The sequence below is a fragment of the Streptomyces sp. NPDC049887 genome, from assembly GCF_040656535.1.
Taxonomy (GTDB): Bacteria; Actinomycetota; Actinomycetes; order Streptomycetales; family Streptomycetaceae; genus Streptomyces.
Genome location: NZ_JBFAMM010000001.1, coordinates 420,095 through 442,907, shown reverse-complemented (window position 1 = coordinate 442,907; position 22,813 = coordinate 420,095). Strand labels below are relative to the sequence as shown.

Here is a 22,813-nt window from a genome sequence, read left to right as displayed (position 1 = left end):
CCGGGCCCGTGCCGGGGTTCCGCCGGCACGGGCCCGCCTGGGGCGGGCCGCTCAGCGGCGGTAGAAGATCCGGTCCGCGTACTCGGCCATGACCCGGCCGTTCCACTCGTGCCCGCCGTCCACGTTCCCCGACCGCAGCAGGGGCGGCTCGATGCCGCGTTCGGCCAGTGCGCCGGCCGCGGCGGCGAGGGTCGCCTGCATCAGGGCGCTGGTGACGACCGTGGAGGCGGGCGCGAACGGGGCCGCGACGCCCGGCGCGGTGAGCTCGGCGTCGCCGACCGCGATCTTGGAGTCGAGGACGATGTCGCAGTGGTCCTTGAGGAACGTGCCCGAGGTGTGCCGGGACTTCGTCTCCGCGGCGTACGCCACGGACGTCACCCCGATCACCTTCAGTCCGAGCGCCCGCGCGTTCAGGGCCATCTCGACGGGCAGGGAGTTGCGGCCGGAGAGGGAGACGACGACCAGCACGTCGCCGGCGCTTGCGGGGCTGGAGTCGAGTACGGCACCGGCGAGGCCGTCGACGCGCTCCAGTGCGGAGCCGAGGGTCGCGGGCATCACGTCGACACCGACGGTGCCGGGGACGGCGAGCAGGTTCATCAGCGCCAGACCGCCCGCGCGGTAGACGACGTCCTGCGCGGCGAGCGAGGAGTGGCCCGCGCCGAAGGCGAACAGTCTCCCACCCGCGGCGACGGTGTCGGCGATCGCCGCACCGGCCGCCGCGATGTTCGCCCCCTCCTCGTCGCGCACGCGCTCCAGCAGGCCGATCGCGGCGTCGAGGAACCGACCCGCCAGCTCGTTCTCGCCCATCGCGGTCGCCCCTTCTCGTCGTGTCGCGGATCACGTTGCGGTCTGGACCATTGCTCTGTCAATACGGGTTCCAGGCAGGCATGGCCCGGTTGTCGTCGGCATGCGTCAGAATTGAGGCAGGGCCACGGCACGACTTCTTCGAGGGGCACGTATGTCCGGACTGATCGACACCACGGAGATGTATCTCCGCACCATCCTCGAGCTGGAAGAGGAAGGCGTGGTCCCGATGCGCGCCCGCATCGCGGAGCGTCTCGACCAGAGCGGGCCGACGGTCAGCCAGACCGTCGCGCGGATGGAGCGCGACGGGCTCGTGACGGTCGCGGGCGACCGTCACCTGGAGCTGACCGAGGAGGGCCGCCGGCTCGCCACCCGTGTGATGCGCAAGCACCGGCTCGCCGAGTGCCTCCTGGTCGATGTGATCGGCCTGGAGTGGGAGCAGGTCCACGCCGAGGCGTGCCGCTGGGAGCACGTGATGAGCGAGGCCGTGGAGCGGCGCGTCCTCGAGCTCCTGCGGCACCCGACCGAGTCGCCGTACGGCAACCCGATCCCGGGCCTGGAGGAGCTGGGCGAGAAGGCGGAGGCCGAGGCGTTCCTGGACGACGGCATGGTCAGCCTGGCCGATCTCGACGCCGGCACGGAGGCCAAGACGGTGGTGGTCCGCCGGATCGGGGAGCCGATCCAGACGGACGCCCAGCTGATGTACACGCTGCGCCGCGCCGGTGTGCAGCCCGGCTCGGTGGTGAGCGTGACCGAGTCCGCGGGCGGGGTGCTGGTGGGCAGCGGGGGTGAGGCCGCGGAGCTGGAGACGGACGTCGCCTCGCACGTCTTCGTGGCGAAGCGCTGAGCATCCGGTCCGTGCGCCCCCGGCGACGGCGGCCGTCCGCCGAAGGCCACTGAGAGCGACCCCGGCCCACCGGGCCTGGCCGCCGGTCCCACCGGCCCACCGGGCCTGGCCGCCGGTCCCACCGGGCCACCGGGCCTGGCCGCCGGTCCCGCCCGGTCCCGCCCGGTCCCGCCGGCCCGGGTTGCCCGGCCCATCGGGTCCCGGGCCCGGGTTCGTCCGGTTTCCGTCCCGCGAGCCCTCGCGTGCCCCGCGGGTGACGGGGAACCTCCTGGGGCGCGTCCGTACCGTGCGTCGGCGGCACGGGCGCGCTGCGCCGCTCGGTGTGCGACGCGTGCCCGCCGCGCGACTCCCCCGCCCGCCGTGAGACCCCTCTCGGAACGCGCTTTCCGGCCGGAACGGCAGCGCCATGGCCGTTTGCGTGCCACTCTGTGGCTGAGATGACCGGGCCGGGCCGGGTGGGGCCGGGGGGTCGGCCCAGCCGCAGGGGAGGGAGCGGATCATGCCGCTGTCCAACGCGGAGGGCCCCGGCGCCCTGCGGCGCCGGGGCCTGTCCTCCCCTTCGCTGACCCGGAGCCCCGAGCTCCCAGGGTCAATCCCCTCGGACCGTTTTTCCCCGAGCGGCCCGCCTCCCGCTGAAGATCTCCCCTCGGCGAGGCCCCTCAATCCTTGGGGGTGGTCACTCGAACGAGGGGTGTTGCTCGCCGGAAGCCGGTTTTCGAATGGAAGTTCGATAGTCTGGCCGAGCTCGATCGCTTCGGAGAGGCCGGGGAACCACGGGGCCAGAAGGGGGTGCCAGGACGATGGTGCGGCGCATCGACGTGGCCGGTACGGCCGGTGTACGGCTCGCGGCCTGGGAGTTCGCCGACCCGCCCAAGGGGCGCGGTGAGACGGACCGTGTCCCGGGCGTCTTACTCCTGCACGGGCTGATGGGCCGGGCCTCGCACTGGGCCCGGACCGCCCGCTGGATGTCCGAGCGGCACCGGGCGGTCGCCCTCGACCAGCGCGGGCACGGCCGAAGCGAGCGGCCCGCCGACGGAGCGTTCACCCGCGAGGCGTACGTCGCGGACGCGGCGGCCGCGGTGGAGCGGCTGGGTCTGGCGCCGGCGATCCTCGTCGGTCACTCCATGGGTGCCCTGACCGCCTGGCAGCTCGCCGCCGAGCGTCCCGACCTCGTGCGGGCCCTGGTGATCTGCGACATGCGCGCCTCCGCGCTCGGGGCTGCCTCGCAGCGGGAGTGGGAGGACTGGTTCCGCTCGTGGCCCGTGCCGTTCGCGACGCTGGCGGACGTGCGGAAGTGGTTCGGCGAGGACGACCCCTGGGTGGAGCGCCCCAGTCCGTCCCGGGGCGAGTTCTTCGTCGAGGTGATGGCCGAACGGGCGGACGGCTGGCGGCCCGTCTTCTCCCGCCGCCAGATGCTGCGGTCCCGGGCGACCTGGGTGCACGACGCGCACTGGGACTCGCTCGCCCAGGTCACGTGTCCGACGCTCGTGGTCCGCGGGCTCGACGGGGAACTGGGGCGTGCGGAGGCACAGGAGATGGTCCGGGTACTGCCTCGCGGGCAGTACGCGGAGGTGGCGGATGCCGGCCACCTCGTCCACTACGACCAGCCGGAAGCCTGGCGCGCGGTCGTCGAGCCCTTCCTCGAAGGCGCCCTGACGGACTGACGGTGGGGTCCCTCGGCCCCGCCCGGGACCGGATGGCCGGGGAGGGGGGCCATCCAGTCCATGGGGGTGCCGGCGTGCCGCGCCGGCGGTGCGGCGGACCGGGACCGCCGTCGTATCGCCCCGGTCCGCCGCGGCAGAGGGGGCCTCAGAAGGCGAAGACGGCGGAGCCGTTCATGCTCTCGCGCATCTCGCACGCGTTGCCGTAGGTGGCGGACCAGTCGACGCGCTTGCCCTCCCAGACCCCGGTCGCGGTGATCGTGACCGGGTCCCACTGCCGGGTGCAGGGGCGCTCGGACGTGCCGGTCAGCATGGCGAACTCGCCGTTCACCGCCTTCAGTTCACCGCAGGCCGCGCGGGCGGACGGGTGGGTGCCGCTCGGCGCCGGGGCGCAGTTCAGCGTGACCGCGCGCTCGACGGTCGCCGTCGCGGCGGCTTCGCCCCTGCCGACCGCCAGCACCAGGGCGGACGGCGCGTAGAGCCCCGTGTGACCGGCGGCATCGGCGTGCGCGGTGCCCGCGGCCAGGCCGCCGAGCACGAGCGCCGCAGCGGAGGCCGTCGCGCCGAGTGTGTGGACGATGTAACGCATGAGTGAACCCCTTTGACGGTGTGTGCGGTTGCGGTCGGGAGTCTTGCTGATGCGTACAGTGATCGCACATCCATCACCTGTTTCCGGCCGCATACGTTCAAGGTGTGCCTACCGAATGGCCGTTCGGGCAGCTCGGGAGGGGTGTGCGAGGTGTGCGCCGCGTTGTCCGCCATATGGACAACCAGGAGTGGTCCAAGGCGGAACGAAAGCCTGGCCTGCGGTGATACAAAAATGGTTTCGCCTTTGAATACCGCTGCTTCGTGCGCTTCGGCCGGAATCCTGCGCCTGTCGCGGAGCCTTGTCCGGGTGCTCGGCGTGTTCCGTAGTACGCCTTCGTATACAGCGAAGGGCCGGCGCCGGAGTGGTGTGAACTCCGTTGCCGGCCCGTCGTCGTGAGGTCATGCGTTCTGCACGCCACCTCCACAATCGGAGGCTCAGTCGATGGGCTTCCTGACCTCTTCCCGTACCTTCAGAGTGTTCGCTGCCGCCGCCCGCAGGTCCAGCGACTCGGGGCCGGCCGTCGCCGTCTCGGGGGTCACCTCGGCGACGGAGCCGTTGGTGTTCCCGTCCGCCCAGGCGCACATGGGGAAGGAGCTCTTCCCGCCGGTGGACGCGGCGGTCAGTACCTGGCAGGTGACGGTGACGTCGGAGCCGGGCACCTCGATGTCCTTCGGCGGCACGGCGATCGTCGCGCCCTCCGACCGGGCGGCGCCCTTCAGCATGCTCTCCCGGGCGTCGTCCGGATCCTTGATCTGCCCGTACAGGGCCGAGAGCACCAGAACCCCCGCCTTCTTCGCGTCGGTCGACGCGTACTGGCCCACCACGCCCTTCGGGTCACGGATGTTGGCCTCGCTCGCGCCCGCCAGCGCGGAGTCGCCCTGCTCCGAGAGGTCCTGGGACAGCGTGTACTCGCCGCCCAGCAGCGTCCCGGGGAGGGTGACCTTGTGCGTGGCCTCCGGGAAGGAGCCGGAGCCGCCGCCCCGGTTCCCCGCCCATGCGAGCACCGCGACGGCCACGGCGACCGACACCCCGATGATCGCGGCCTTCGGGCCGGACCAGAACTTCTTCGGCTGCACGGGCGGGGGAGCCCAACCACCCTGCTGCGGGTAGGGCGGCGGCGGTCCGTACGGGCCGTTCTGCGGCGGGCCGTACGGACCTCCCTGCTGTGGCGGAGGACCGTAGGGGCCCGGCTGTCCCGGACCGTGGGGACCCGGCTGTCCGGAGCCGTACGGACCCGGATGCGGGGAGCCGTAAGGGCCCGGCTGCGGCTGCGCCGCGCCCTGCGCCGGTGGCGGATACCCCGGGTACTGCGGTTGTCCCTGGGGCGGAGGAGGCATGGACATGATCCGTACCGTACGTCATGGCCCTCGGCGCCCGGCGTACGGTACGGATCAGGCCGTGGTCACCCCTTGCTGACCGCCGTCAGGATCTCCGGCAGCCGGGCGGCCGTCTGAGGGGCCGCCACCCGCAGCCCGCCCCAGGCCACCGCCGCGCCGTAGACCGCACCCAGCGGCAGCAGGACCCACAGCGCCGACGCGGCGTTCGCGGCGTTCAGCCAGATCGTCAGCGCGATCAGCGGGGAGCACAGCAGAGCCGAGGCGATCATCCCGCCGAAGATGGAGATCCACGCGAGCCCGCCCTGCCCCGGCGCCACGCTCTTGTAGGCGCTGTCCTGCGGGATCGAGTACGGGAAACGCGCCGAGGCCACCGCGCCGGTCGCCATCATCGCGCCGAGCAGCCCCAGCGCGATCCCCAGCGCCTCCGGCAGCGCCCGCCAGTCGCCCAGCACGGCGGCCGTGGCGACCGTCACCAGCATCGTGTACGGCAGGGTGATCAGCAGCAACGCCATCGCGCGGCCACGTAGTTCGAGGAACGCGTCCCGGGGTGAGGCGATCGTCTGCGCGACCATCCAGAACGCCGACGTGTCCTGGCCGAACTGGTTGTACATCTGGATGCCGAGCATTCCCGAAGCGAAACAGGCGAGGTAGATCGAACCCGTCCCCTGAAGGGCGTTGAACAGCGGCACGATCAGCCCGATCACCAGTGCCGTCACCCACGCGGTCTTCGTCTTCGGGTCACGCCAGACGTAGCGGAGGCTGCGCTGCATGACCGTGCCCGTGCGCCCGCCCGGCAGCAGCCGGTGCGGGCCCGTGGACGTGTTCCGCCGGGTCGGCTCCGAGGCCGCCCCGAGGGTCGAGCCGTCCGGGGCGGTCATCAGACGCGTCAGACTGCGCTGCCATCCGTAGAGCAGGGCGGCCAGGGCGGCGCCGGACAGCGCGATTTGGGCGGCGGCCGTCCCGTACGCCCCGGTGCTCGCGGAGTCGACGGCGCCGAGCGCCGCCGCGGGCGGTAGCCAGCGGACCACGGCCGCCGCCGGGTCCAGCGCGGAGAGCCCACCGGCCTGGCCGAGGCGCTGCACACCGAAGTTCACGAACTGGATCCCGACCGCGATCACCAGACCGCTCAGCACGGCCAGGTCGCGACCCTTGCGGCTGGTCAGCAGGCGGATGTTGGCGGCGGCGACCGCCCGCGCCAGGGCCACGCACACCAGCACCGCCAGCGGCACGGCGACCACCGCGGCCACCACCCCGGCGGCCCCGTGCGCCAGGGCCAGCGCGGCGCCGACCACCAGACAGAGCGTGAACAGCGGCCCGATGCCGACCAGCGACGCCACCAGCAGAGCCGACACCATCGGACCCGGTCGCAGCGGCAGCATCACCAGCCGGGTCGGGTCCAGCGTCTCGTCACCGCTCGGGAAGAACAGCGGGAGGAACGCCCAGCCCAGTGCCAGCACCGCCACCAGCAGCACCACCAGGGAGGTCGCGTGCGCGGTGCCGCGCAGCAGGACGAAGCCGATGAACTGGCCCGCGGCGACCAGCAGCGCCAGGACGGCCGAGGTGACGAACGCGGCCGTGCGGCCGGACGACTGCCGCAGTCCGTTGGCCAGCAGCGACAGTTTGAGCCGTACGAACACGGACGTGAGCGAGGGGGCCGGGCCGGGAGTCGTGGCCGTCACCGGGCACCTCCGCCGAGCCAGTCCAGCGCCTCGCCGGTGTCCCGCCCGTTCGCACCGACCAACTCGAGGAAGGCGTCCTGCAGGGACCGCGCCGAACCGCGGACCTCGGCGAGAGGGCCGTGCGCCCTGATCCGGCCGGCGGCCATCACCGCGACCCAGTCGCACAGCGATTCCACCAGCTCCATGACGTGGCTGGAGAACACGACGGTCGCCCCCGACGCGGTGTACCGCTCCAGAACCCCGCGGATGGTCTGTGCGGACACCGGGTCGACGCCCTCGAACGGCTCGTCCAGGAACAGCACCTGCGGATTGTGCAGCAGTGCCGCCGCCAGGCCGATCTTCTTGCGCATACCGGTCGAGTAGTCGACGACCAGCTTGTGCCGGGCGCCGGCGAGATCCAGCACGTCCAGCAGCTGGGCGGCCCGCTTGTCCACCTCCTCGCCGGGGAGTCCGCGCAACCGGCCGGTGTAGGAGAGGAGTTCACCGCCGGACAGCCGCTCGAACAACCGCAGGCCCTCGGGCAGGACACCGATCCGGGACTTGACCTCGACCGGGTCCCTCCAGACGTCGTGGCCGGCCACCTCGATGCGTCCCTGGTCGGGGCGGAGGAGCCCGGTGACCATCGACAGGGTCGTGGTCTTGCCGGCGCCGTTGGGGCCGACCAGGCCGATGAACTTGCCCGCGGGCAGCACCAGATCGACGCCTGCGACCGCGATCTGTTCGCCGAACCGCTTCCAGAGCCCCTCCACCCGGACGGCGGGAGGTGCCTCCCCGGGCGCGCCGCCCGCCGTGTCCACCGTCCGGTCCGATGCCTGGTCGGGCATGTTGCCGCCTTCCGTTGTCCCCGTGGTACGGGAACAACCCTACGATCGGCGGCCCCGCCCGTCGGCGGCCTCTCGTCCGCAGGCGTAGGCCAGCGGGCTGATCAGCTCCTCGGCGTCCGGCAGCCAGCGGTTCGCGGGCGTCGGCTTGCGCACCCACTGCACGGCTCCCTGGCCGCCGACGCGGGTCGGCGGCGCCGCCACGTACTGCCCGTCGCCGCGCGCCACCAGGTCGAGCGAGCTGGGCATCCAGCCGAGCCTGCGCACCAGGTCCGGGAGCCTCACGGCCGCGCCCGGCAGGACGAGGAACAGCATGCGCCGGTTCGGGCCGCAGATCACCGGCCCGAGAGCCATGTCCATTCGCTCCATCCGGGCCAGGGCGAGGAAACCGGCCGACTCCGGGACGTCCAGGGCGTCGAACGTCCTCCCCGTGGGCATCAGGATCGACGCCCGCGGCTGCCTCCCCCACAGCCGGCGCGCGGCGACGGCGCTGCCGCTCGCCTGGCCGGACCAGTCCGGCCGGGCGGCGTGCGCCCCCGGCGCATCGCACACGGGCGCGCCGCACGAGCACCGCTCGGCGCCCTCCACGGCCTCCAGCCAGGTGCCGGGGAACACGTCCCAGTGGCGCTCCTCCACGTAACGGACCGCGCTGTCCAGCAGTTGTGCGCCGCGCTGTACGGGGATCTGCGCCGCCTCGGTGAGGCCGATCGGCCCGTCGATGGTGTCTTCCACGATAAACACAACTCCCCCCACCAGGCCGGGTTACGGGCGCGCGGCTCCGGGCGGTGGCGCACCGATCCCCCACGTGGGGCGCACGGGTGCACGGACGGGGGCGCGCATGCGGGCCGGACCCGGCGGGCGGGTAGCCAGTTGCGGGTGAGCGGCATTCACCCGTAATCGTCCGAGCTCATTGGCATTCTCCGGATAACGCCGGGAAGTGATCGATGGCAATCACCACGGAGATCACGACCGGCGCGGTCCGGCACAGGGGGTTAGTGATGGCAGCGAGGCCACTCGTCGCCCGTCAGCCGAACGAACGGCTGCAGGCGCTGATCCAGGAAGCCGGATGCTCCAACGCCGGTCTGGCCCGCAGGGTCAACATGGTCGGGGCGGAACGCGGCCTCGATCTGCGCTACGACAAGACGTCGGTGGCGCGCTGGCTGCGCGGGCAGCAGCCGCGCGGCAGGGCGCCCGGCATCATCGCGGAGGCACTGGGCCGCAAGCTGGGCCGCACGGTCACGATCGACGAGATCGGGATGGCCAACGGCAAGAACCTGGCGTCCGGTGTGGGGCTGCAGTTCGCCCCCACCGTGGTCGGGGCGATCGAGCAGGTCTGCGAGCTGTGGCGCAGCGACGTGGGCCGGCGCGACTTCCTGACCGGTTCGACGGTGGCCGCCTCGGCGCTCGTCGAGCCCAGTCGGGACTGGCTGATCACCGGGGCCGACACCCAGGTGGCCCGGCAGGCCGGGGCGCGGGTGGGTCTCCCGGACGTCGAGGCCGTGCGGGCGATGACGCAGGCGCTCACCGGTCTCGACCACCGGTTCGGCGCCGGGCACGTCCGGCCGGTCGTCGTCCACTACCTCAACAGCGTGGTGTCCGGCTTGCTCTCCGGCTCGTACCGGGAGCCGGTGGGGCGGCAGCTCTTCGCCGCGGTGGCGCGGCTCACGGAGCTGGCGGGCTACATGGCCGTCGACACGGGCCAGCCGGGCCTCGCCCAGCGCTACTACATCCAGGCCCTGCGGCTGGCCCAGGCCGCGGGCGACCGTGCCTACGGCGGCTACGTCCTGGCCGCGTCGATGAGCCATCTCGCCGCGGAGCTGGGGAACCCGAGGGAGATCGCCCAGCTCGCGCGAGCCGCGCAGGAGGGCGCCCGGGGCCAGGTAACACCGCGCGCGGAAGCGATGTTCCACGCGGCGGAGGCCCGGGGGCACGCGCTGCTCGGGGACGCGCGTACCTGCCAGGAGGCGGCCGGCAGGGCCATCGCCGCACTGGACAGGGCGAACACCGAGTCGGGCGACGACCCCGACTGGATCGCCCACTTCGACCATGCGTACCTCGCCGACGAGCTGGCCCACTGCCACCGCGACCTCGGCCAGGCCGACCAGGCGGTCCGCCGGGCCGCCGAGTCCCTGGACGGGCATCCCGAGTCGCGCGCACGGCGCCGGGGGATCGGCCTGGTCCTGCTGGCCACGGCCCGGCTCCAACAGCGCGAGGTCGAGGAGGCCTGCAGCACGGGCACACGGGCGATGGAGCTCCTCGGCACCCTCCGCACCAGCCGTGGCACGGAGTACCTGGAGGACCTGAACCAGCGGCTGGAGCCGTACGCGGCGGAGCCGTCCGTACGCGAGTTCGGCGCGAGACTGCAGTTGCAGGCGGCGTGAGCGGGCCCGGGCGGTCCCGTGTCCGGCGGGACCGCCCGGACGCGAGCCGGGGGCCGGTCGCGGGTGGGCGGTTCCCCGTCCCGGTACGGGTCTTGAGTTCTTAACAGCGTCTCCGCAGGTGTTCTTGTTACGGCCACCACACGCGTGTGCGGACGCCCTGAGTCACCCGGTAGCGTGAGCCGACGATTCCGTAGGTTGACACGTAGGAGTCCCGGTGACGCACAGCGGACAGGGTGACGGGGCGCGGCATCCCGCCTCGCGACCCGCGCACGAGGGCGTCGTGCTGCCCGCGGACGGCAGCGAGCCCTTCATACCCGGAGGGCAGCAGGTCGCCCCGTCCGGTGGTACCCCGTGGGGTGCGCCCTGGGGCCCCGGACAGGACGCGCAGCCGCTGCCGCAGGAGGAGCCGCCAGGCGCGCCGTACACGCGGCCCGTGCACGACGGGGCACTGCCGCCTCAGGAGCCCCAGCAGACGCCGACGCAGCCGCCGTACGGGTACGGCTACGGGCAGCAGGGCGCGCAGGCGCCCGCGCCCGACGCCGACGCGACCCAGTACATCGCTCCCGTCCCGGCGGGACCCGCCGAGGACGCCACCCAGTACATCGCTCCCGTCCCGGCGGGGGCCGGTGACGCGACGCAGTACATCGCTCCCGTTCCCCCGGCGGGACCCGCCGAGGACGCCACCCGGTACATCGCCCCGGTCCCACCGGGGCCCGGGGCCCTGCCGCCGGAGAGCCCGGGGGAGTCGACGCGGCTCCTCGGGGCGCGGCAGGCGGGCTCCGCTCCGGCCGCTCCGGCCGGCGGGGCGGAGGCGACGCAGTACCTGCCGCCCGTGTCGCACCGGGACGCCCCCGCGCCGCCGCCCGGTGCCCCGTACGGCATCCGCCCCGGAACGCCGGGGGACCGGCAGCCGCCGGCGGAGTTCGACAACCTGTTCCGCAGCGAGGCCGGCGGGGCCGGCGGGGCGGAGGCGACGCAGCACCTGCCGCCCGTGCAGGAGCCGGCGTACGGCGCCCAGCCGCCGTACGCCTCCCCGGGCGGCCGTGCGGCCCGCCGCACCGCGGAGCCCGCTCCCTCCCGGGGGAGTACCTCGCGGAACTCCGCGCGGTTGCCGCTGATCGCCGCGGTCGTGGTGGGCTGTGCCGTGCTCGGGCTCGGCGCGAGCGCGCTGATGTTCGGCGGCGGTGACGACGCGGAACCGGGCGCCGACACGACTCCCGCCGCGGCGACTTCGCCCGCGGTCGACCCGTCCGGCGGGGCGGCGGACGACCCGGCGAAGGCTCAGGCCGTGGAGCTCGACAAGCTCCTCGCGGACAGCAACGACAGCCGGGCCGCGGTGATCCGCTCCGTCGAGTCGATCAAGACCTGCCAGAACCTGGACCAGGCGGCCTCGGACCTGCGCGGCGCGGCGGAGCAGCGCCGCGGGCTGGTGACCCGTCTGCAGGGCGTCTCCGTGGACCGGCTTCCGGACAGCCAGGCGCTCACCGAGTCCCTGACGAGGGCGTGGGAGGCGTCGGCCTCGGCGGACGACCACTACGCCGCGTGGGCGGGCCAGGTGAAGGAGAAGAAGGGTTGCAAGGGCGGCAAGGCTCGCAACACGGGCCAGACCGCCCAGGGCAATGTCCAGAGCGGTGTGGCGACGAAGGCGAAGCGCGAGGCCGCGACCCTCTGGAACCGGATCGCGGCGAAGTACGACCTGACGGAGCGCCGCGCGGAACAGCTCTGAGCCGTGGCGGCGGTGGGGCGGGGTCGACCCGTCGCGACGGCCGGCCCTGCCCGATGCGGCACCTCAGGGCTTGCAGGCAGGCAACACCTCGGCTCCCTGCAAGCCCTCAGGCGAACACCACCGTGCGGTGGCCGTTCAGGAGGATCCGGTGCTCCGCGTGCCACTTCACCGCGCGGGCCAGCGCCTGGCACTCCACGTCGCGGCCGACGGCGACCAGTTGCTCCGGCGTCACCTCGTGGCCGACGCGCTCCACCTCCTGCTCGATGATCGGGCCCTCGTCGAGGTCGGCCGTCACGTAGTGAGCCGTCGCGCCGATCAGCTTCACACCGCGGGCGTGCGCCTGGTGGTATGGCTTCGCGCCCTTGAAGCTCGGCAGGAAGGAGTGGTGGATGTTGATGATCCTGCCGCTCAGCTGCTTGCAGAGGTCGTCGGAGAGGACCTGCATGTAGCGTGCGAGCACGACCAGTTCGACGTTCTCCTCGCGCACCAGCTCCAGCAGTTCCGCCTCGGCCTGCGGCTTGGTGTCCTTGGTGACCGGGATGTGCCGGAACGGAATGTTGTAGGAGGCGACGAGTTCCGCGAAGTCGGTGTGGTTGGAGACCACGGCGGCGATGTCGACCGGCAGCGCCCCGATCCTCGACCGGAACAGCAGGTCGTTCAGGCAGTGGCCGAACTTGCTGACCAGCAGCACGATCCGCATGCGTTCGTCGGCGCGGTGGATCTGCCAGTCCATGGAGAACGAGTCGCCCACGGCGGCGAAGCCGGCGCGCAGCTTGTCCACGGTCACCGGGTCCTCGGCCGAGAAGTGCACCCGCATGAAGAACAGGCCGGTGTCCCGGTCCCCGAACTGCTGGCTGTCCTCGATGTTGCAGCCGGTGATGAAGAGGTAGCTGGACACCGCGTGCACGATGCCCTGCTTGTCCGGGCAGGAGAGCGTGAGGACGTACTGGTCGGTCATCCTCGTAGGGTGTCACACCCCCGGGCCCGCGGCGGAGCGGCGTCCGTCAGGCGGACCGCGTGATCGTGACCCCCGCGTCCGTCGGGCGGACCGCGGTGTCCCCGGTTCCCGTCGCCCGGGAGCCGCGCCGTGTTCCGCGACCGTCAGGCCGAACGCGTCATGATCCGCAGCACTTCCAGGGTGCGCGGCGGAGCGTCCGGGTCCTCCCCGTCGTTCGTCGCCAGCAGTACGTGGGCCTCCCGAGCGGCTCGCACGGCCTCGGGCCAGGCGTGGTGCTCCAGGTACGCCGAGACCGGCGCGTCCGCGCCGACCTGGTGCATGATCCGCAGCACCCGCAGCACGGCCACGTCGACGAGGGCGGCCTCGCCGGAGTCCCGGAAGATCGTCCCCACGTACTTCTCGGCGGACCAGTTGTCCAGCCAGGTGTCCTCGACCAGCCGGTAGACGGCGTCGGTGACGTCGCCGTACCCCTCGTGGCCTGCCAGCCAGGTCTCCTGGTGGAAGGCGGGGTCGGAGAACATGTGCAGCGCCGAGCGCACATTGGCACGCCAGCGCCACCAGGGCATGTCGTTGAGCGGCATGTCGCCCATGGTGGAGGAGCGACGGCCGCGGCGGGAAGAGTTCATTGACGTTCACCTCGTGAGCTCGGTCCTTGCGAGCTCCGCGACACGGTCAGCACCGAAGCTAGCCCGGTCTCGATCGTACGTTCTCCGTCATCCGACGATCCCGGCCCCCTGCAATTCACCTCGCCGTCACCCTGCGTTGAACCATCACCACTCCGGTGTTACCCATGGGGCGGAATTGTGCAGGGACATGACCGGTAGGCGACGCTTCTTCCTCCACCGCCCGCTCAGGACCGCGACGGCTCTCGCCGCGTGCACGGCGGCCGTCGGCGCGTCACTCGTCGGGTGCGGGGTGCTCCCCGGCGGCTCGACGGGGGTCAGGGAGCCGATCACCGTGATGACCTTCGCCCCCGAGGAGACCCGGGCCACGAACATGCCCGGGATGCCCGCCATGGCCCAGGCGTACGCCAAGTACGTCAACGAGAAGGGCGGCATCGACGGTCACGAACTTCGGGTGTTGACCTGCAACGAGCACAACACGACGGCGGGCGCGGCGGCCTGTGCCCGGCGCGCGGTGGCCGAGGGCGCGGTCGCCGTGGTCGGCTCGTACAGCCAGAACGGCCGGGCCTTCATGGCGCCGCTGGAAGCCGCCGGCGTTCCGTACATAGGCGGCTACGGGGTGTCCGAGGAGGAGTTCACCAGCTACCTCTCCTACCCGGTGAACGGAGGCCAGGCGGCGCTCCTCGCCGGCAACGGCCGGCAACTGGCGGACAGCTGCCGCCAGGTGTCGCTGGTGCGGCCCGACACGATCGCCGGCGACAACCTCCCGGTGCTCCTGAACACCGGGCTGTCCGAGGGCGAGGGGCGGCCGTCCACCGACGTCAAGGCCGCGGAGGACGCCACCGAGTACCTGGCGGAGGCCGAGCGGGCCCGGGCCGAGGCCGGCGGCCGGAGCGGCTGTGTCACGGCCGTCCTCGGCGAGCGCACCGCGAACTTCTTCGACTCCTTCCGCCGGCTGCCGGAGGACGACAGGGGCGTGCGGATCTCCTCCGTCCTCAGCTCCGTCGACCAGCCGCTGATCGACCGTACGGGCGGGGCGGGCGGGCCGTTCGAGGGGGCGTACATGACCGGCTGGTACCCCGACGCCGGGGACGCCCGCTGGGGCGTGATGCGGCAGGTGATCAAGGACCATGCGTTCGGCGACGACCGGATCGACCCGGCGGACGCGGGGGTGCAGACCACCTGGATCGCGTACACCGTCCTGAAGAAGGTGATCGAGGCGCTCGACCGCGACGGCGTCACACCGAGCGCCGTGTCCCACGCCCTCGACACCGGTGTCAACGTGGACACCGGCGGTCTCACGCCCGCGCTGCGCTGGCGTTTCGAGGACATGCTCGGAGTGCCGGGCTTCCCCCGGATCGTGAACCCGAACGTGACCTTCCAGGTCGTCCGGGACGGCCGTCTGGTCGCCCAGCGGCCGGGCTTCGTCAACGTGGCCCGGACGATGTCGCAGGTGCCCTTGGCCTGACCGGCCGGTTCCGGTGGCCCGGCGACGACCGGTCCGTGCGGGGGTGGGGGCCTCGGGGCGACCGGGACCGGGCGGCGACGGGGGCTGCGGCGGGGACGGGACCGGGGGGTGGCCGACCCGGGCAGGTCCCGGGGCGGGCATGACGGGGCCCCGGTCCCGCGGGGTGGCTTCCGCGGTCTCCGGGGCCCGTGCGGCCGGACGGTCCGGGGCCGGAGGCTCAGGGGGCGTCGGGCTCCGCGGTCACGTAGTAGGCGGCGAACGCCTCGAGGATCTGCTCCTCGCTGATCCGGTCGTCCCCGTCGGAGTCCAGCGCGGCGGCCACCGCCGTGCAGCGGTCGGGCTCGACGCCGAGGGCGCGGAGCACCCGCTCGGCGCCGCCCCGGGTGACCCCGGAGCCGTCCTCGTCGGCGATCGCGACGACCGCGTGCAGGAAGGGCCGGGCGATCTCCGCGAAGCGGCGGGGGTTGTCACGCAGGCGCTTGACGGCGCCCGTGACGAACTCCTGACGGGAGACCCGCTGGTCGCCGTCGACGTCGGCGATGCCCGCCATGCCCTGCCAGAACGCCTCCGCGCCCGAGTACAGGGCCTGCCCCTTGTCGGAGCGGGCGGTCGTGCCGAACTCGGAGAGGAGCACCGCGGCCGCCTTGCTGAAGTCCGCGCGATCGATGTAGCCGTTGCCGTCCTGGTCGAACTCGGCGAACCGGTGGGCGATCTTGCGCTCGTATTCTGCGCTGTCCATGCGGGGAGCGTACGTCGTCAGAGCGGTCCGTGCGTCCCGTTACGCGGACAGGGGCCGCGTCTCGTCGTCGGTGGCGGCGTCCACGTCCTCGTACACCTCGAACAGCCGGCGCACCCCCAGAGCGGCGAGCACCCGGTTCACATGCGAGCCCTCGACGGCTCCGCGGGCGGGCAGGATCAGCCTCAGTCGCCCGCGGCAGGAACGCAGCAGCCGGCGCGAGGCGATCAGCACGCCCACCCCGCTGGAGTCGCAGAACACCACTTCGGAGAGGTCCAGTACGACATCGCGGCGCCCCACGGCCACGGCGTCGTGCACATGGCGCCGGACCTCGGGGGAACTGACCAGATCCAGTTCGCCCTGAATGTGCAGTATCGTCCAGGGGGTCTGCTCGGTTCGCTCCACCCTGAGCGTCTCGCGCGGCTCTCTCGTCACGCCGGTCCCCATCCGGAAGTAGTCGTTCCCTTCCGGCGCTGCTGCCCCGCCCCACCGCGGCGAAACCCTCTACCACGCACAGTCTCCGCCGGGGCGGACTTGCCATAAAGGGGCGTGCGTTTCAGCCGCGTCGCATTACATTCGAGTGGACGACAGGACGAGCAGAAGGCGACGAGGACGGGCAGAGGCTTGGGGGCCGCCGGATGGGCAAGGACGCACCACCTCGCTGGGACCGCAGGATGCAGCAGCGGCTGGCGCGGGGCGAGGCCGCCGCGCTCGGCGAGTTGTACGACCGTTTCGCCGCCCTCGTCCACAGCCAGGCCCATCGCGTGCTCGACGACGACGCGGCAGCCGACCAGGTGACCCGCGAGGTGTTCGGCTACGTGTGGGAGAACCCGGACGCGTACGACCCCCGGCAGGGCTCGATGCGCTTCTGGGTGGCGCGTCTCACACACGACCAGGCCGTCCACCGCCTGCGGGAGCAGGAGCGTGCGGCGGCCGCCGAGAGCGGTGGCGGCACGGAGGACCTGGAGCAGAAGGTGCGCCGCGCCTCCGCCGCCGCCCGCGCGGACTACATCGTGACGTCGATGCCCGCGCCGCTGCGGGCCGCACTGGAGCTGGCCTACTTCCAGCGCAGGGACTACCGGCAGACCGCAGCCGACCTCGGCGTCACCGAGGACGAGGCGCGCCGCCGGCTGCGACTCGGGCTGCAGCTGCTGGCGACGGCCAACACCCGTGCGCTGGACGGCTCGTCGCCTCCCGGACCGGGAAGCCGCCGGTGAACGGGCCCCTGGACGGCGGCCGCGGTCCCGGCGGCCCCGACGACATGCCGGGCGCGCCGCCGCGCATACCCGGACCGCGTGCGGCGGGGGACGACCTCTCGCCGCCGGACGTGCTGCCCTCGCCGCCGCCCGAGCCCCTGGCCCACGGCGTGCTCAAGTCGCTGCTCGGCGCCTGGGCGCTGGCGGCCTGCTCGGCCGAGGAGACCGCGGCGGTGGAGGAGCACCTCACCGGCTGCGCACCCTGTGCCGAGGAGGCGCTGCGGCTGCGGGACGCCGTGGGGCTGCTGCACACCGACCGCGACCTCGACCTGGATCCGCTGCTGCGCTCCCGGGTCCTGGAGAACTGCCTGGGCCGGCGGCCCGCCCGGACCCCGGTGCCCGTCTGGGCCGGTGCGTACGACGCGGAGACCGCCCGGCTCGACGCGCTGCTGCGGGACATCGGCGACTCGGAGTGGCACGCCCCGGTGCGGCTGAAGTGGTTCGACGGCGAGGCCAAGGTGAGCCGCAGGACGACGGTCGCCGGGGTGATAGGCCATCTGATGTCCGTGGACGGGCTGGTGGCCTCGGCCCTGGGGCTGGGCGATCCGGCCGGCCCCGACGCGCCGACCTCCCCGGCCGAGCGCACCGAGCGGCTGTGGAGCTCGGGTGGGCGCCCGGTGACTCGCTCGGTGCGCGTCCCCTGGCGCGAGCAGAGCCATGCGCTGGTGCGGACGGTGTCGTTCGCCGGGCTCGGGGTGGAGCAGCTGTCGGTGTCCTACGGGGACTTCGCGCTGCCGCTGCAGGACGCGATGCTGGACCGGGCCTTCGAGTGCTGGGTGCACGCGGACGACATCGCGGCCGCGGTGGACTACCCGTACGAGCCCCCGACCGGCGCGCATCTGCACCGGATGATCGACCTGGCGGCCCGGCTGCTGCCCGGGGCGCTGGCCGCCCGGCGGCGGGCCGGGCTCGCGGCGCCGGCCCGCCGCCTGGTGACGGCCGGTTCGCCCGGTCGCTCGCTGCACCTGGAGGTGGAGGGCGCGGGCGGCGGCCACTGGTACATCGCGCTGGACTCGCCCGCGGCGGTGGGCGACCCGGACCACACGGTCGCCCAGATCGCCCTCGACAGTGTGGAGTTCTGCCAGCTCGTGGCGGGCCATGTGCCGCCGGCCGACGCCGCGGCCGGTCAGGACGGGGACCGCGAGGCCGTGCGGGACGTCCTGTTCGCGGCGGCCTCGCTGTCCCGGCTCTGACGGGGGCGTGCCCGTCGTGAGCGGCGGGCGGTGCGTGCGGTCCTCCCCGGCCCTCCTGGCCGAGGGCAGCGGTCCCGCAAGGCGCCGGACCCGTCTCCTGGTGGGCCTGCCCGGTTGATTCGGCGGCGCCCCGGGCCGCCGTGCCGGGCGTCGCGGCGGGGCGAGCGACGCCTCTGGCGGCACTCGGTTCGGGTCCCGCGGCGCGGCGTCAGGCGCCGGCCCGGAAGGCCCGGGAGGCCCGGGAGGCCCGGGTGGCGGGGTGCGGCCGGACGGCAGTGGTGCTCAGGCGGTGGAGAGCGAGATCTCCGTCGCCTTGACCAGGGCGACCGCGGCGCCGCCCGCCGCGAACCCGAGCTCGTCCAGCGCGTCCTTGGTGATCACCGCGGTCAGGTCCTGGCCGCCGTCCAGCCTCAGCCGGACGGTGGCCATCGCCGCGCCCGGGGTCACCGATGTGACCGTGCCGGGAAGCTGGTTGCGGATGCTCAGGCCCTCCACGCGCGCCGTCGCGAGGGCCACCTCGCTGGCCTTCATCAGGACGCTGACCGCTCCGCCGGGGAAGATGCCCAGCTCCGAGACGGCGTCAGCGGTCACGGCCGAGGTGACCTCCTCACCGCTGTCGAGGCGGATCCTCACCGTCGCCATGGCGGGGCCGCCGGTGACCGCGATCACTGTGCCGGGCAGCTGGTTGCGGATGCTCAGGCTCATGTCGTGCCGTTCGTGTCGGGGGTGTCGTTCACGCCCTGGATGTCGTGTCCGCCCCAGTGAACCGCTCGCGCAGCTTGTACTTGAGCACCTTGCGCAGTGTGTCGTTGCGGGGCAGCGCGTCCACGAGCTCCAGCTGTTCCGGGAGCTTGTGCACGGCGAGGCCCGCGCCCCGCAGGTGCCCGGTGACCTCGTCCAGACTCAGCGGTGCCGCGCCCTCGGGCTGCTGGACCACCGCGCAGACCCGCTCGCCGCGCTCCGGGTCGGGCAGTCCGATCACCGCCGCCTCGCCGACGCCGGGGTGCTCGTGGAGCAGGTCCTCGATCTCCTTGGCGGAGATGTTCTCGCCCTTGCGGATGATGACGTCCTTGAGGCGGCCGGTCAGGACGAGATGGCCGGACTCGGTGAGATGCCCCAGGTCGCCGGTGATCAGGAAGCCGTCGGCGTCGAACGCGGCGGCGGTCTGCTCCGGGTCCAGATAGCCCCGGCAGACGGCCTCGCCGCGCAGCCGAACCTCGCCGTCGACGATGCGTATCTCCATGCCCTCGGGCGGCCGTCCCTCTGTCGTCGCGAGGTCCTCCGGCCGGTCGTCCGGCGAACCCATCGTGATCATGGGGACCTCGGTCATGCCGTAGCCGTGGGTGAGCTGCACGCCCATCTCCCTTACGACGGCGTGGTACAGCTCGGGCGGTTTGGGGGCGCCCCCGCCGGCGAGCAGCCGGAGCGTGGGGACGACGGGCACGCCCGGCTGCCTGCGCTGTTCCTCGAGGAACAGCGAGTAGAAGGCCGTGGATCCGCCGGCCGTGGTGACCCCGTGCCTGCGGTAGGTGTCCAGGGCCTCGGGAAGGGCGAACCTCTCGAAGAGCACGGCGGGGAAGCCGTGGAGCAGCAGCATCACCAGGTAGTCCGCGCCGCCGATGTGGGCGAACGGGAAGGCGATGGAGCCGACGTCCTCGGACGTCGGCCGCAGCGCGTGGGCGAGGCAGGAGCCGCCCGCGATCAGCGAACGATCGGTGTGCAGGACGCCCTTGGGGTCGGAGGTGGTGCCGGAGGTCCAGTAGATCCAGCGCACCTCGGTGCCGTCGGCGGGCGGCGGGGGCAGGACGGAGGGGTCGCCTTCGGGGAGGTCCCCGTACGCCTCGAAGATCCCCCGGGCGCCGATCCGCCGGGCCATCGCCGCGTGGTCGAAGTCGCGCCAGACGCCCGGTACCGCGAAGAACTCCGCCGCACAGGCGTTCAGGGCGAAGCCGACCTCGCGGTCCCGGTAGAAGGGGATCACCGGGGACTGCACGGCGCCGATCCTGGCCAGCGCCCCGGCCAGTACGACGGACTCGATGCGGGTGGGCAGCTGCCAGGCCACGACCGTGCCGGGCCGCACCCCGCGCGCGAACAGCCCGGCGGCGACCCGTTCGCAGCGCCCGCGCAGTTCCCCGAAGCTGAGGCGACGGTCGTCCTGGAGCAGGACGGTGCGGCCGGGGGTGAGCCGGGCGCGACGGTCCACGAGCTCCCACAGCGTGCGGGATGCGCCAAGGGATCGTGCGGTGTCGGTCATCACGGCGGTTCCCTCCTTCCGACTGCAACTGACGGAGCGTCAGGTAACGCGGGAAGCGTAGGGCTCGTCGCCTTGTCGGTCCAGGGGTGCGCGGCTAGCCTGCTATCTGACGACCCGTCAGGCCAGTGGCGAACGGAGGGGCCCGATGGAACGGGAACTGCCTCGGATCATCAGCGTCGACGACCATGTGATCGAGCCCGCGCATCTCTTCGAGACCTGGCTGCCGGCGAAGTACCGGGACCGCGGACCCCGGCCGCTCACCGCCGGCATCGGCGAGCTCGCGTACGTCGGGGGGAAGTACCGGATCACGATGGACCCGGACGGACCGCCCACGGACTGGTGGATCTACGAGGACCTGGAGTTCCCGTACAAGCGCAACATCGCCGCCGTCGGCTTCGACCGCGACGACATGACGCTGGAGGGCATCACCCGGGCCGAGATGCGGCGGGGCTGCTGGGACCCCAGGGCCCGGCTGGACGACATGGACCTCAACCACGTCGAGGCGTCCCTGTGCTTCCCCACCTTCCCCCGCTTCTGCGGCCAGACCTTCGCCGAGGCCAAGGACAAGGAGGTCGCGCTCGCCTGCGTCCGCGCGTACAACGACTGGATGGTGGAGGAGTGGTGCGGCGACAGCGGCGGCCGGCTCATCCCCCTCTGCCTCATCCCCCTGTGGGACATCGACCTCGCGGTCGCCGAGATCCGGCGGAACGCGGCGCGCGGCGTACGGGCGGTGACCTTCTCCGAGATCCCCACCCACCTGGGGCTGCCGTCGATCCACTCCGGCTACTGGGACCCGTTCTTCGCCGTCTGCCAGGAGACCGGGACGGTCGTCAACATGCACATCGGCTCCTCCTCGCAGATGCCCGCGGCCTCGCCCGACGCGCCCCCCGCCGTCCAGGCGTCGCTGTCCTTCAACAACGCCATGGCGTCGATGACGGACTTCCTCTTCAGCGGGGTGCTGGTGAGGTTCCCGGCGCTCAGGCTCGCCTACAGCGAGGGCCAGATGGGCTGGATCCCGTACGCGCTGGAACGGGCGGACGACGTGTGGCAGGAGCACCGGGCCTGGGGCGGGGTGCGCGACCTGATCCCCGAACCGCCGTCCACGTACTACTACCGGCAGATCTTCTGCTGCTTCTTCCGCGACAAGCACGGCGTCGCCTCGCTGGACGTGGTGGGCCGCGACAACGCCACCTTCGAGACGGACTACCCGCACGTGGACTCGACCTTCCCGCACACCAGGGAGGTGGCCCTCGACCATGTGAGGGACCTCGACGACGAGACCGTCCACAAGCTGATGCGCGGCAACGCGATCCGGATGCTCGGCCTGGACCTGGACGCGTAGTGGACCTCGCGTACACCGAGGAGGAGGAGGCGTTCCGGGCCGGACTGCGGGACTGGCTCGCGGTCGCCCTCCCCGAGCTCCCGCCGCCTCCCCCGCCGGACGACTGGCCGGCCCGGCGCGCCCACGACACCGCCTGGCAGCGGGTGCTGTACGACGCCGGGTACGCGGACGTCCACTGGGACGCGTCCCCGACCCGGCGGCTGATCTTCCTGGAGGAGACCGAGAAGGCCGGGGCCCCGTACGTCGGCGCGAACTTCGTCGGACTGCTGCACGCCGGCCCGACCATCGCCGCCGAGGGCACCCGTGAGCAACGCGAGCGCTGGCTGCCGCACATCCTGCGCGGCGACGAGGTCTGGTGCCAGGGCTTCAGCGAGCCCGACGCCGGGTCCGACCTCGCCTCCCTGCGGACCAGGGCCGTCCGCGACGGTGACTCCTACGTGGTGACCGGCGCCAAGATCTGGACCTCGCACGCCGAGGTCGCCGACTGGTGCGAACTGCTCGTGCGCACCGACCCGCGGGCTCCCCGCCACCGCGGCATCAGCTGGCTGGCGATGCCGATGGACGCGCCCGGTGTCACCGTCCGCCCGCTGCGCACCCTCGCCGGGTCGACGGAGTTCGCCGAGGTCCACCTCGACGGGGTGCGGGTGCCGGTGGCGAACCGGGTGGGGGAGGAGAACGACGGCTGGCGCGTCACGATGGTCACCCTTTCCTTCGAACGCGGCACCGCCTTCGTCGGCGAGGTCGTCGCCTGCCGCCGCACGCTCGCCGCGCTGGCCCGCACGGCACGGGAGAACGGCCGCTGGGACGACGCCGTACTGCGTCGCCGGCTCGGCAGGCTCAACGCGGAGTTCGGCGCGCTGTGGCGGCTCATCCAGTGGAACGTCGGCGAGGCCGAGGCGACCGGCGGCGTCCCCGGCACCGGCGGCTCCGTGTTCAAGCTGCGCTACTCCCACGCCCGCCAGGAGCTGTACGACGCGGCCGCCGAGGTGCTCGGCCCGGACGCGCTGGACCTGTCCCACGAGTGGACCCTCGGCAGGCTGGCGTCGCTGTCGTACACCATCGCCGCCGGCACCTCGCAGATCCAGCGGAACATCGTCGCCGAGCGGATTCTCGGCCTGCCGAAGGAGCGGTGAGCAGC

At 73.0% G+C, this 22,813-nt stretch carries 21 protein-coding genes; 9 read left to right on the top strand and 12 right to left on the bottom strand.

Annotated elements, in window-relative coordinates; all coding sequences use genetic code 11:
- Positions 1 to 51 precede the first annotated feature (51 nt).
- Positions 52 to 807, bottom strand: a complete 756-nt coding sequence (locus AB0J10_RS01875; protein ID WP_363056709.1) for an SIS domain-containing protein — start codon at positions 805 to 807, stop codon at positions 52 to 54.
- Between the two features lie 151 nt (positions 808 to 958).
- Between AB0J10_RS01875 and AB0J10_RS01870 the strand changes: the two genes are divergently transcribed.
- Together AB0J10_RS01870 and AB0J10_RS01865 are read left to right on the top strand one after the other, a co-directional pair.
- On the top strand, positions 959 to 1,651 hold the full coding sequence (locus AB0J10_RS01870) for a metal-dependent transcriptional regulator (RefSeq protein WP_363056707.1): 693 nt from the start codon (positions 959 to 961) through the stop codon (positions 1,649 to 1,651).
- Between the two features lie 800 nt (positions 1,652 to 2,451).
- Positions 2,452 to 3,315 carry an alpha/beta hydrolase gene (locus tag AB0J10_RS01865; protein WP_363056705.1) on the top strand — a complete coding sequence of 288 codons (864 nt, stop codon included), beginning with the start codon at positions 2,452 to 2,454 and terminating at the stop codon, positions 3,313 to 3,315.
- Between the two features lie 145 nt (positions 3,316 to 3,460).
- Here AB0J10_RS01865 and AB0J10_RS01860 read toward each other — a convergent pair whose 3' ends face one another.
- The 5 genes from AB0J10_RS01860 to AB0J10_RS01840 all read right to left on the bottom strand — a co-directional run bounded on the left by AB0J10_RS01860 (position 3,461) and on the right by AB0J10_RS01840 (position 8,470).
- Positions 3,461 to 3,901, bottom strand: a complete 441-nt coding sequence (locus AB0J10_RS01860) for a subtilase-type protease inhibitor (RefSeq protein WP_363056703.1) — start codon at positions 3,899 to 3,901, stop codon at positions 3,461 to 3,463.
- A 434-nt stretch (positions 3,902 to 4,335) separates the two neighbouring features.
- Positions 4,336 to 4,977, bottom strand: coding sequence for a hypothetical protein (locus AB0J10_RS01855; protein WP_363056701.1), 642 nt, complete (start codon positions 4,975 to 4,977; stop codon positions 4,336 to 4,338).
- A gap of 326 nt (positions 4,978 to 5,303) precedes the next feature.
- On the bottom strand, positions 5,304 to 6,917 hold the full coding sequence (locus AB0J10_RS01850) for a transporter (RefSeq protein ID WP_363056699.1): 1,614 nt from the start codon (positions 6,915 to 6,917) through the stop codon (positions 5,304 to 5,306).
- Positions 6,914 to 7,741 (bottom strand): ABC transporter ATP-binding protein, encoded by an 828-nt coding sequence (locus AB0J10_RS01845; protein ID WP_363056697.1) that lies wholly within the window; start codon positions 7,739 to 7,741, stop codon positions 6,914 to 6,916. The genes AB0J10_RS01850 and AB0J10_RS01845 overlap by 4 nt, the downstream gene beginning before the upstream one ends.
- Before the next feature lie 39 nt (positions 7,742 to 7,780).
- A complete protein-coding gene (locus AB0J10_RS01840; protein ID WP_363056695.1) occupies positions 7,781 to 8,470 on the bottom strand; it encodes a bifunctional DNA primase/polymerase in 690 nt (229 codons plus the stop codon).
- A gap of 266 nt (positions 8,471 to 8,736) precedes the next feature.
- On the opposite strand from AB0J10_RS01840, the gene AB0J10_RS01835 reads away from it, so the two are divergent.
- Positions 8,737 to 10,119 carry a transcriptional regulator gene (locus AB0J10_RS01835; protein WP_363056693.1) on the top strand — a complete coding sequence of 461 codons (1,383 nt, stop codon included), beginning with the start codon at positions 8,737 to 8,739 and terminating at the stop codon, positions 10,117 to 10,119.
- Positions 10,120 to 10,333: 214 nt separating this feature from the next.
- A complete protein-coding gene (locus tag AB0J10_RS01830) occupies positions 10,334 to 11,845 on the top strand; it encodes a hypothetical protein (RefSeq protein ID WP_363056691.1) in 1,512 nt (503 codons plus the stop codon).
- A 106-nt stretch (positions 11,846 to 11,951) separates the two neighbouring features.
- Here the strand turns inward: AB0J10_RS01830 and purU are convergent, their stop codons facing one another.
- Both purU and AB0J10_RS01820 read right to left on the bottom strand, forming a co-directional pair.
- Positions 11,952 to 12,803 carry a formyltetrahydrofolate deformylase gene (purU, locus tag AB0J10_RS01825; protein ID WP_363056689.1) on the bottom strand — a complete coding sequence of 284 codons (852 nt, stop codon included), beginning with the start codon at positions 12,801 to 12,803 and terminating at the stop codon, positions 11,952 to 11,954.
- Between the two features lie 143 nt (positions 12,804 to 12,946).
- Positions 12,947 to 13,393, bottom strand: a complete 447-nt coding sequence (locus tag AB0J10_RS01820) for a hypothetical protein (RefSeq protein ID WP_363056847.1) — start codon at positions 13,391 to 13,393, stop codon at positions 12,947 to 12,949.
- Between the two features lie 223 nt (positions 13,394 to 13,616).
- On the opposite strand from AB0J10_RS01820, the gene AB0J10_RS01815 reads away from it, so the two are divergent.
- A complete protein-coding gene (locus AB0J10_RS01815; protein ID WP_363056687.1) occupies positions 13,617 to 14,894 on the top strand; it encodes an ABC transporter substrate-binding protein in 1,278 nt (425 codons plus the stop codon).
- A gap of 217 nt (positions 14,895 to 15,111) precedes the next feature.
- On the opposite strand, the gene AB0J10_RS01810 is transcribed toward AB0J10_RS01815, so the two are convergent.
- Positions 15,112 to 15,633: an EF-hand domain-containing protein gene (locus tag AB0J10_RS01810; RefSeq protein WP_363056685.1), complete on the bottom strand. Its 522-nt coding sequence runs from the start codon at positions 15,631 to 15,633 to the stop codon at positions 15,112 to 15,114.
- 39 nt (positions 15,634 to 15,672) lie between these two features.
- Positions 15,673 to 16,077 carry an STAS domain-containing protein gene (locus tag AB0J10_RS01805; protein ID WP_363056683.1) on the bottom strand — a complete coding sequence of 135 codons (405 nt, stop codon included), beginning with the start codon at positions 16,075 to 16,077 and terminating at the stop codon, positions 15,673 to 15,675.
- Between the two features lie 191 nt (positions 16,078 to 16,268).
- On the opposite strand from AB0J10_RS01805, the gene AB0J10_RS01800 reads away from it, so the two are divergent.
- Positions 16,269 to 16,847, top strand: coding sequence for a sigma-70 family RNA polymerase sigma factor (locus tag AB0J10_RS01800; protein ID WP_363056681.1), 579 nt, complete (start codon positions 16,269 to 16,271; stop codon positions 16,845 to 16,847).
- 44 nt (positions 16,848 to 16,891) lie between these two features.
- Positions 16,892 to 18,079: a maleylpyruvate isomerase N-terminal domain-containing protein gene (locus AB0J10_RS01795; protein ID WP_363056845.1), complete on the top strand. Its 1,188-nt coding sequence runs from the start codon at positions 16,892 to 16,894 to the stop codon at positions 18,077 to 18,079.
- A gap of 282 nt (positions 18,080 to 18,361) precedes the next feature.
- Here the strand turns inward: AB0J10_RS01795 and AB0J10_RS01790 are convergent, their stop codons facing one another.
- Together AB0J10_RS01790 and AB0J10_RS01785 are read right to left on the bottom strand one after the other, a co-directional pair.
- A complete protein-coding gene (locus AB0J10_RS01790; RefSeq protein ID WP_363056679.1) occupies positions 18,362 to 18,784 on the bottom strand; it encodes a TOBE domain-containing protein in 423 nt (140 codons plus the stop codon).
- A 28-nt stretch (positions 18,785 to 18,812) separates the two neighbouring features.
- Positions 18,813 to 20,333, bottom strand: coding sequence for an AMP-binding protein (locus tag AB0J10_RS01785; RefSeq protein WP_363056677.1), 1,521 nt, complete (start codon positions 20,331 to 20,333; stop codon positions 18,813 to 18,815).
- 145 nt (positions 20,334 to 20,478) lie between these two features.
- Here AB0J10_RS01785 and AB0J10_RS01780 point away from each other — a divergent pair, with 145 nt between their 5' ends.
- Positions 20,479 to 21,675, top strand: coding sequence for an amidohydrolase family protein (locus AB0J10_RS01780; RefSeq protein ID WP_363056675.1), 1,197 nt, complete (start codon positions 20,479 to 20,481; stop codon positions 21,673 to 21,675).
- Positions 21,675 to 22,808 carry an acyl-CoA dehydrogenase family protein gene (locus tag AB0J10_RS01775; RefSeq protein ID WP_363056673.1) on the top strand — a complete coding sequence of 378 codons (1,134 nt, stop codon included), beginning with the start codon at positions 21,675 to 21,677 and terminating at the stop codon, positions 22,806 to 22,808. Before AB0J10_RS01780 ends, AB0J10_RS01775 begins: the two co-directional genes overlap by 1 nt.
- The last annotated feature ends 5 nt before the right edge of the window (positions 22,809 to 22,813 follow it).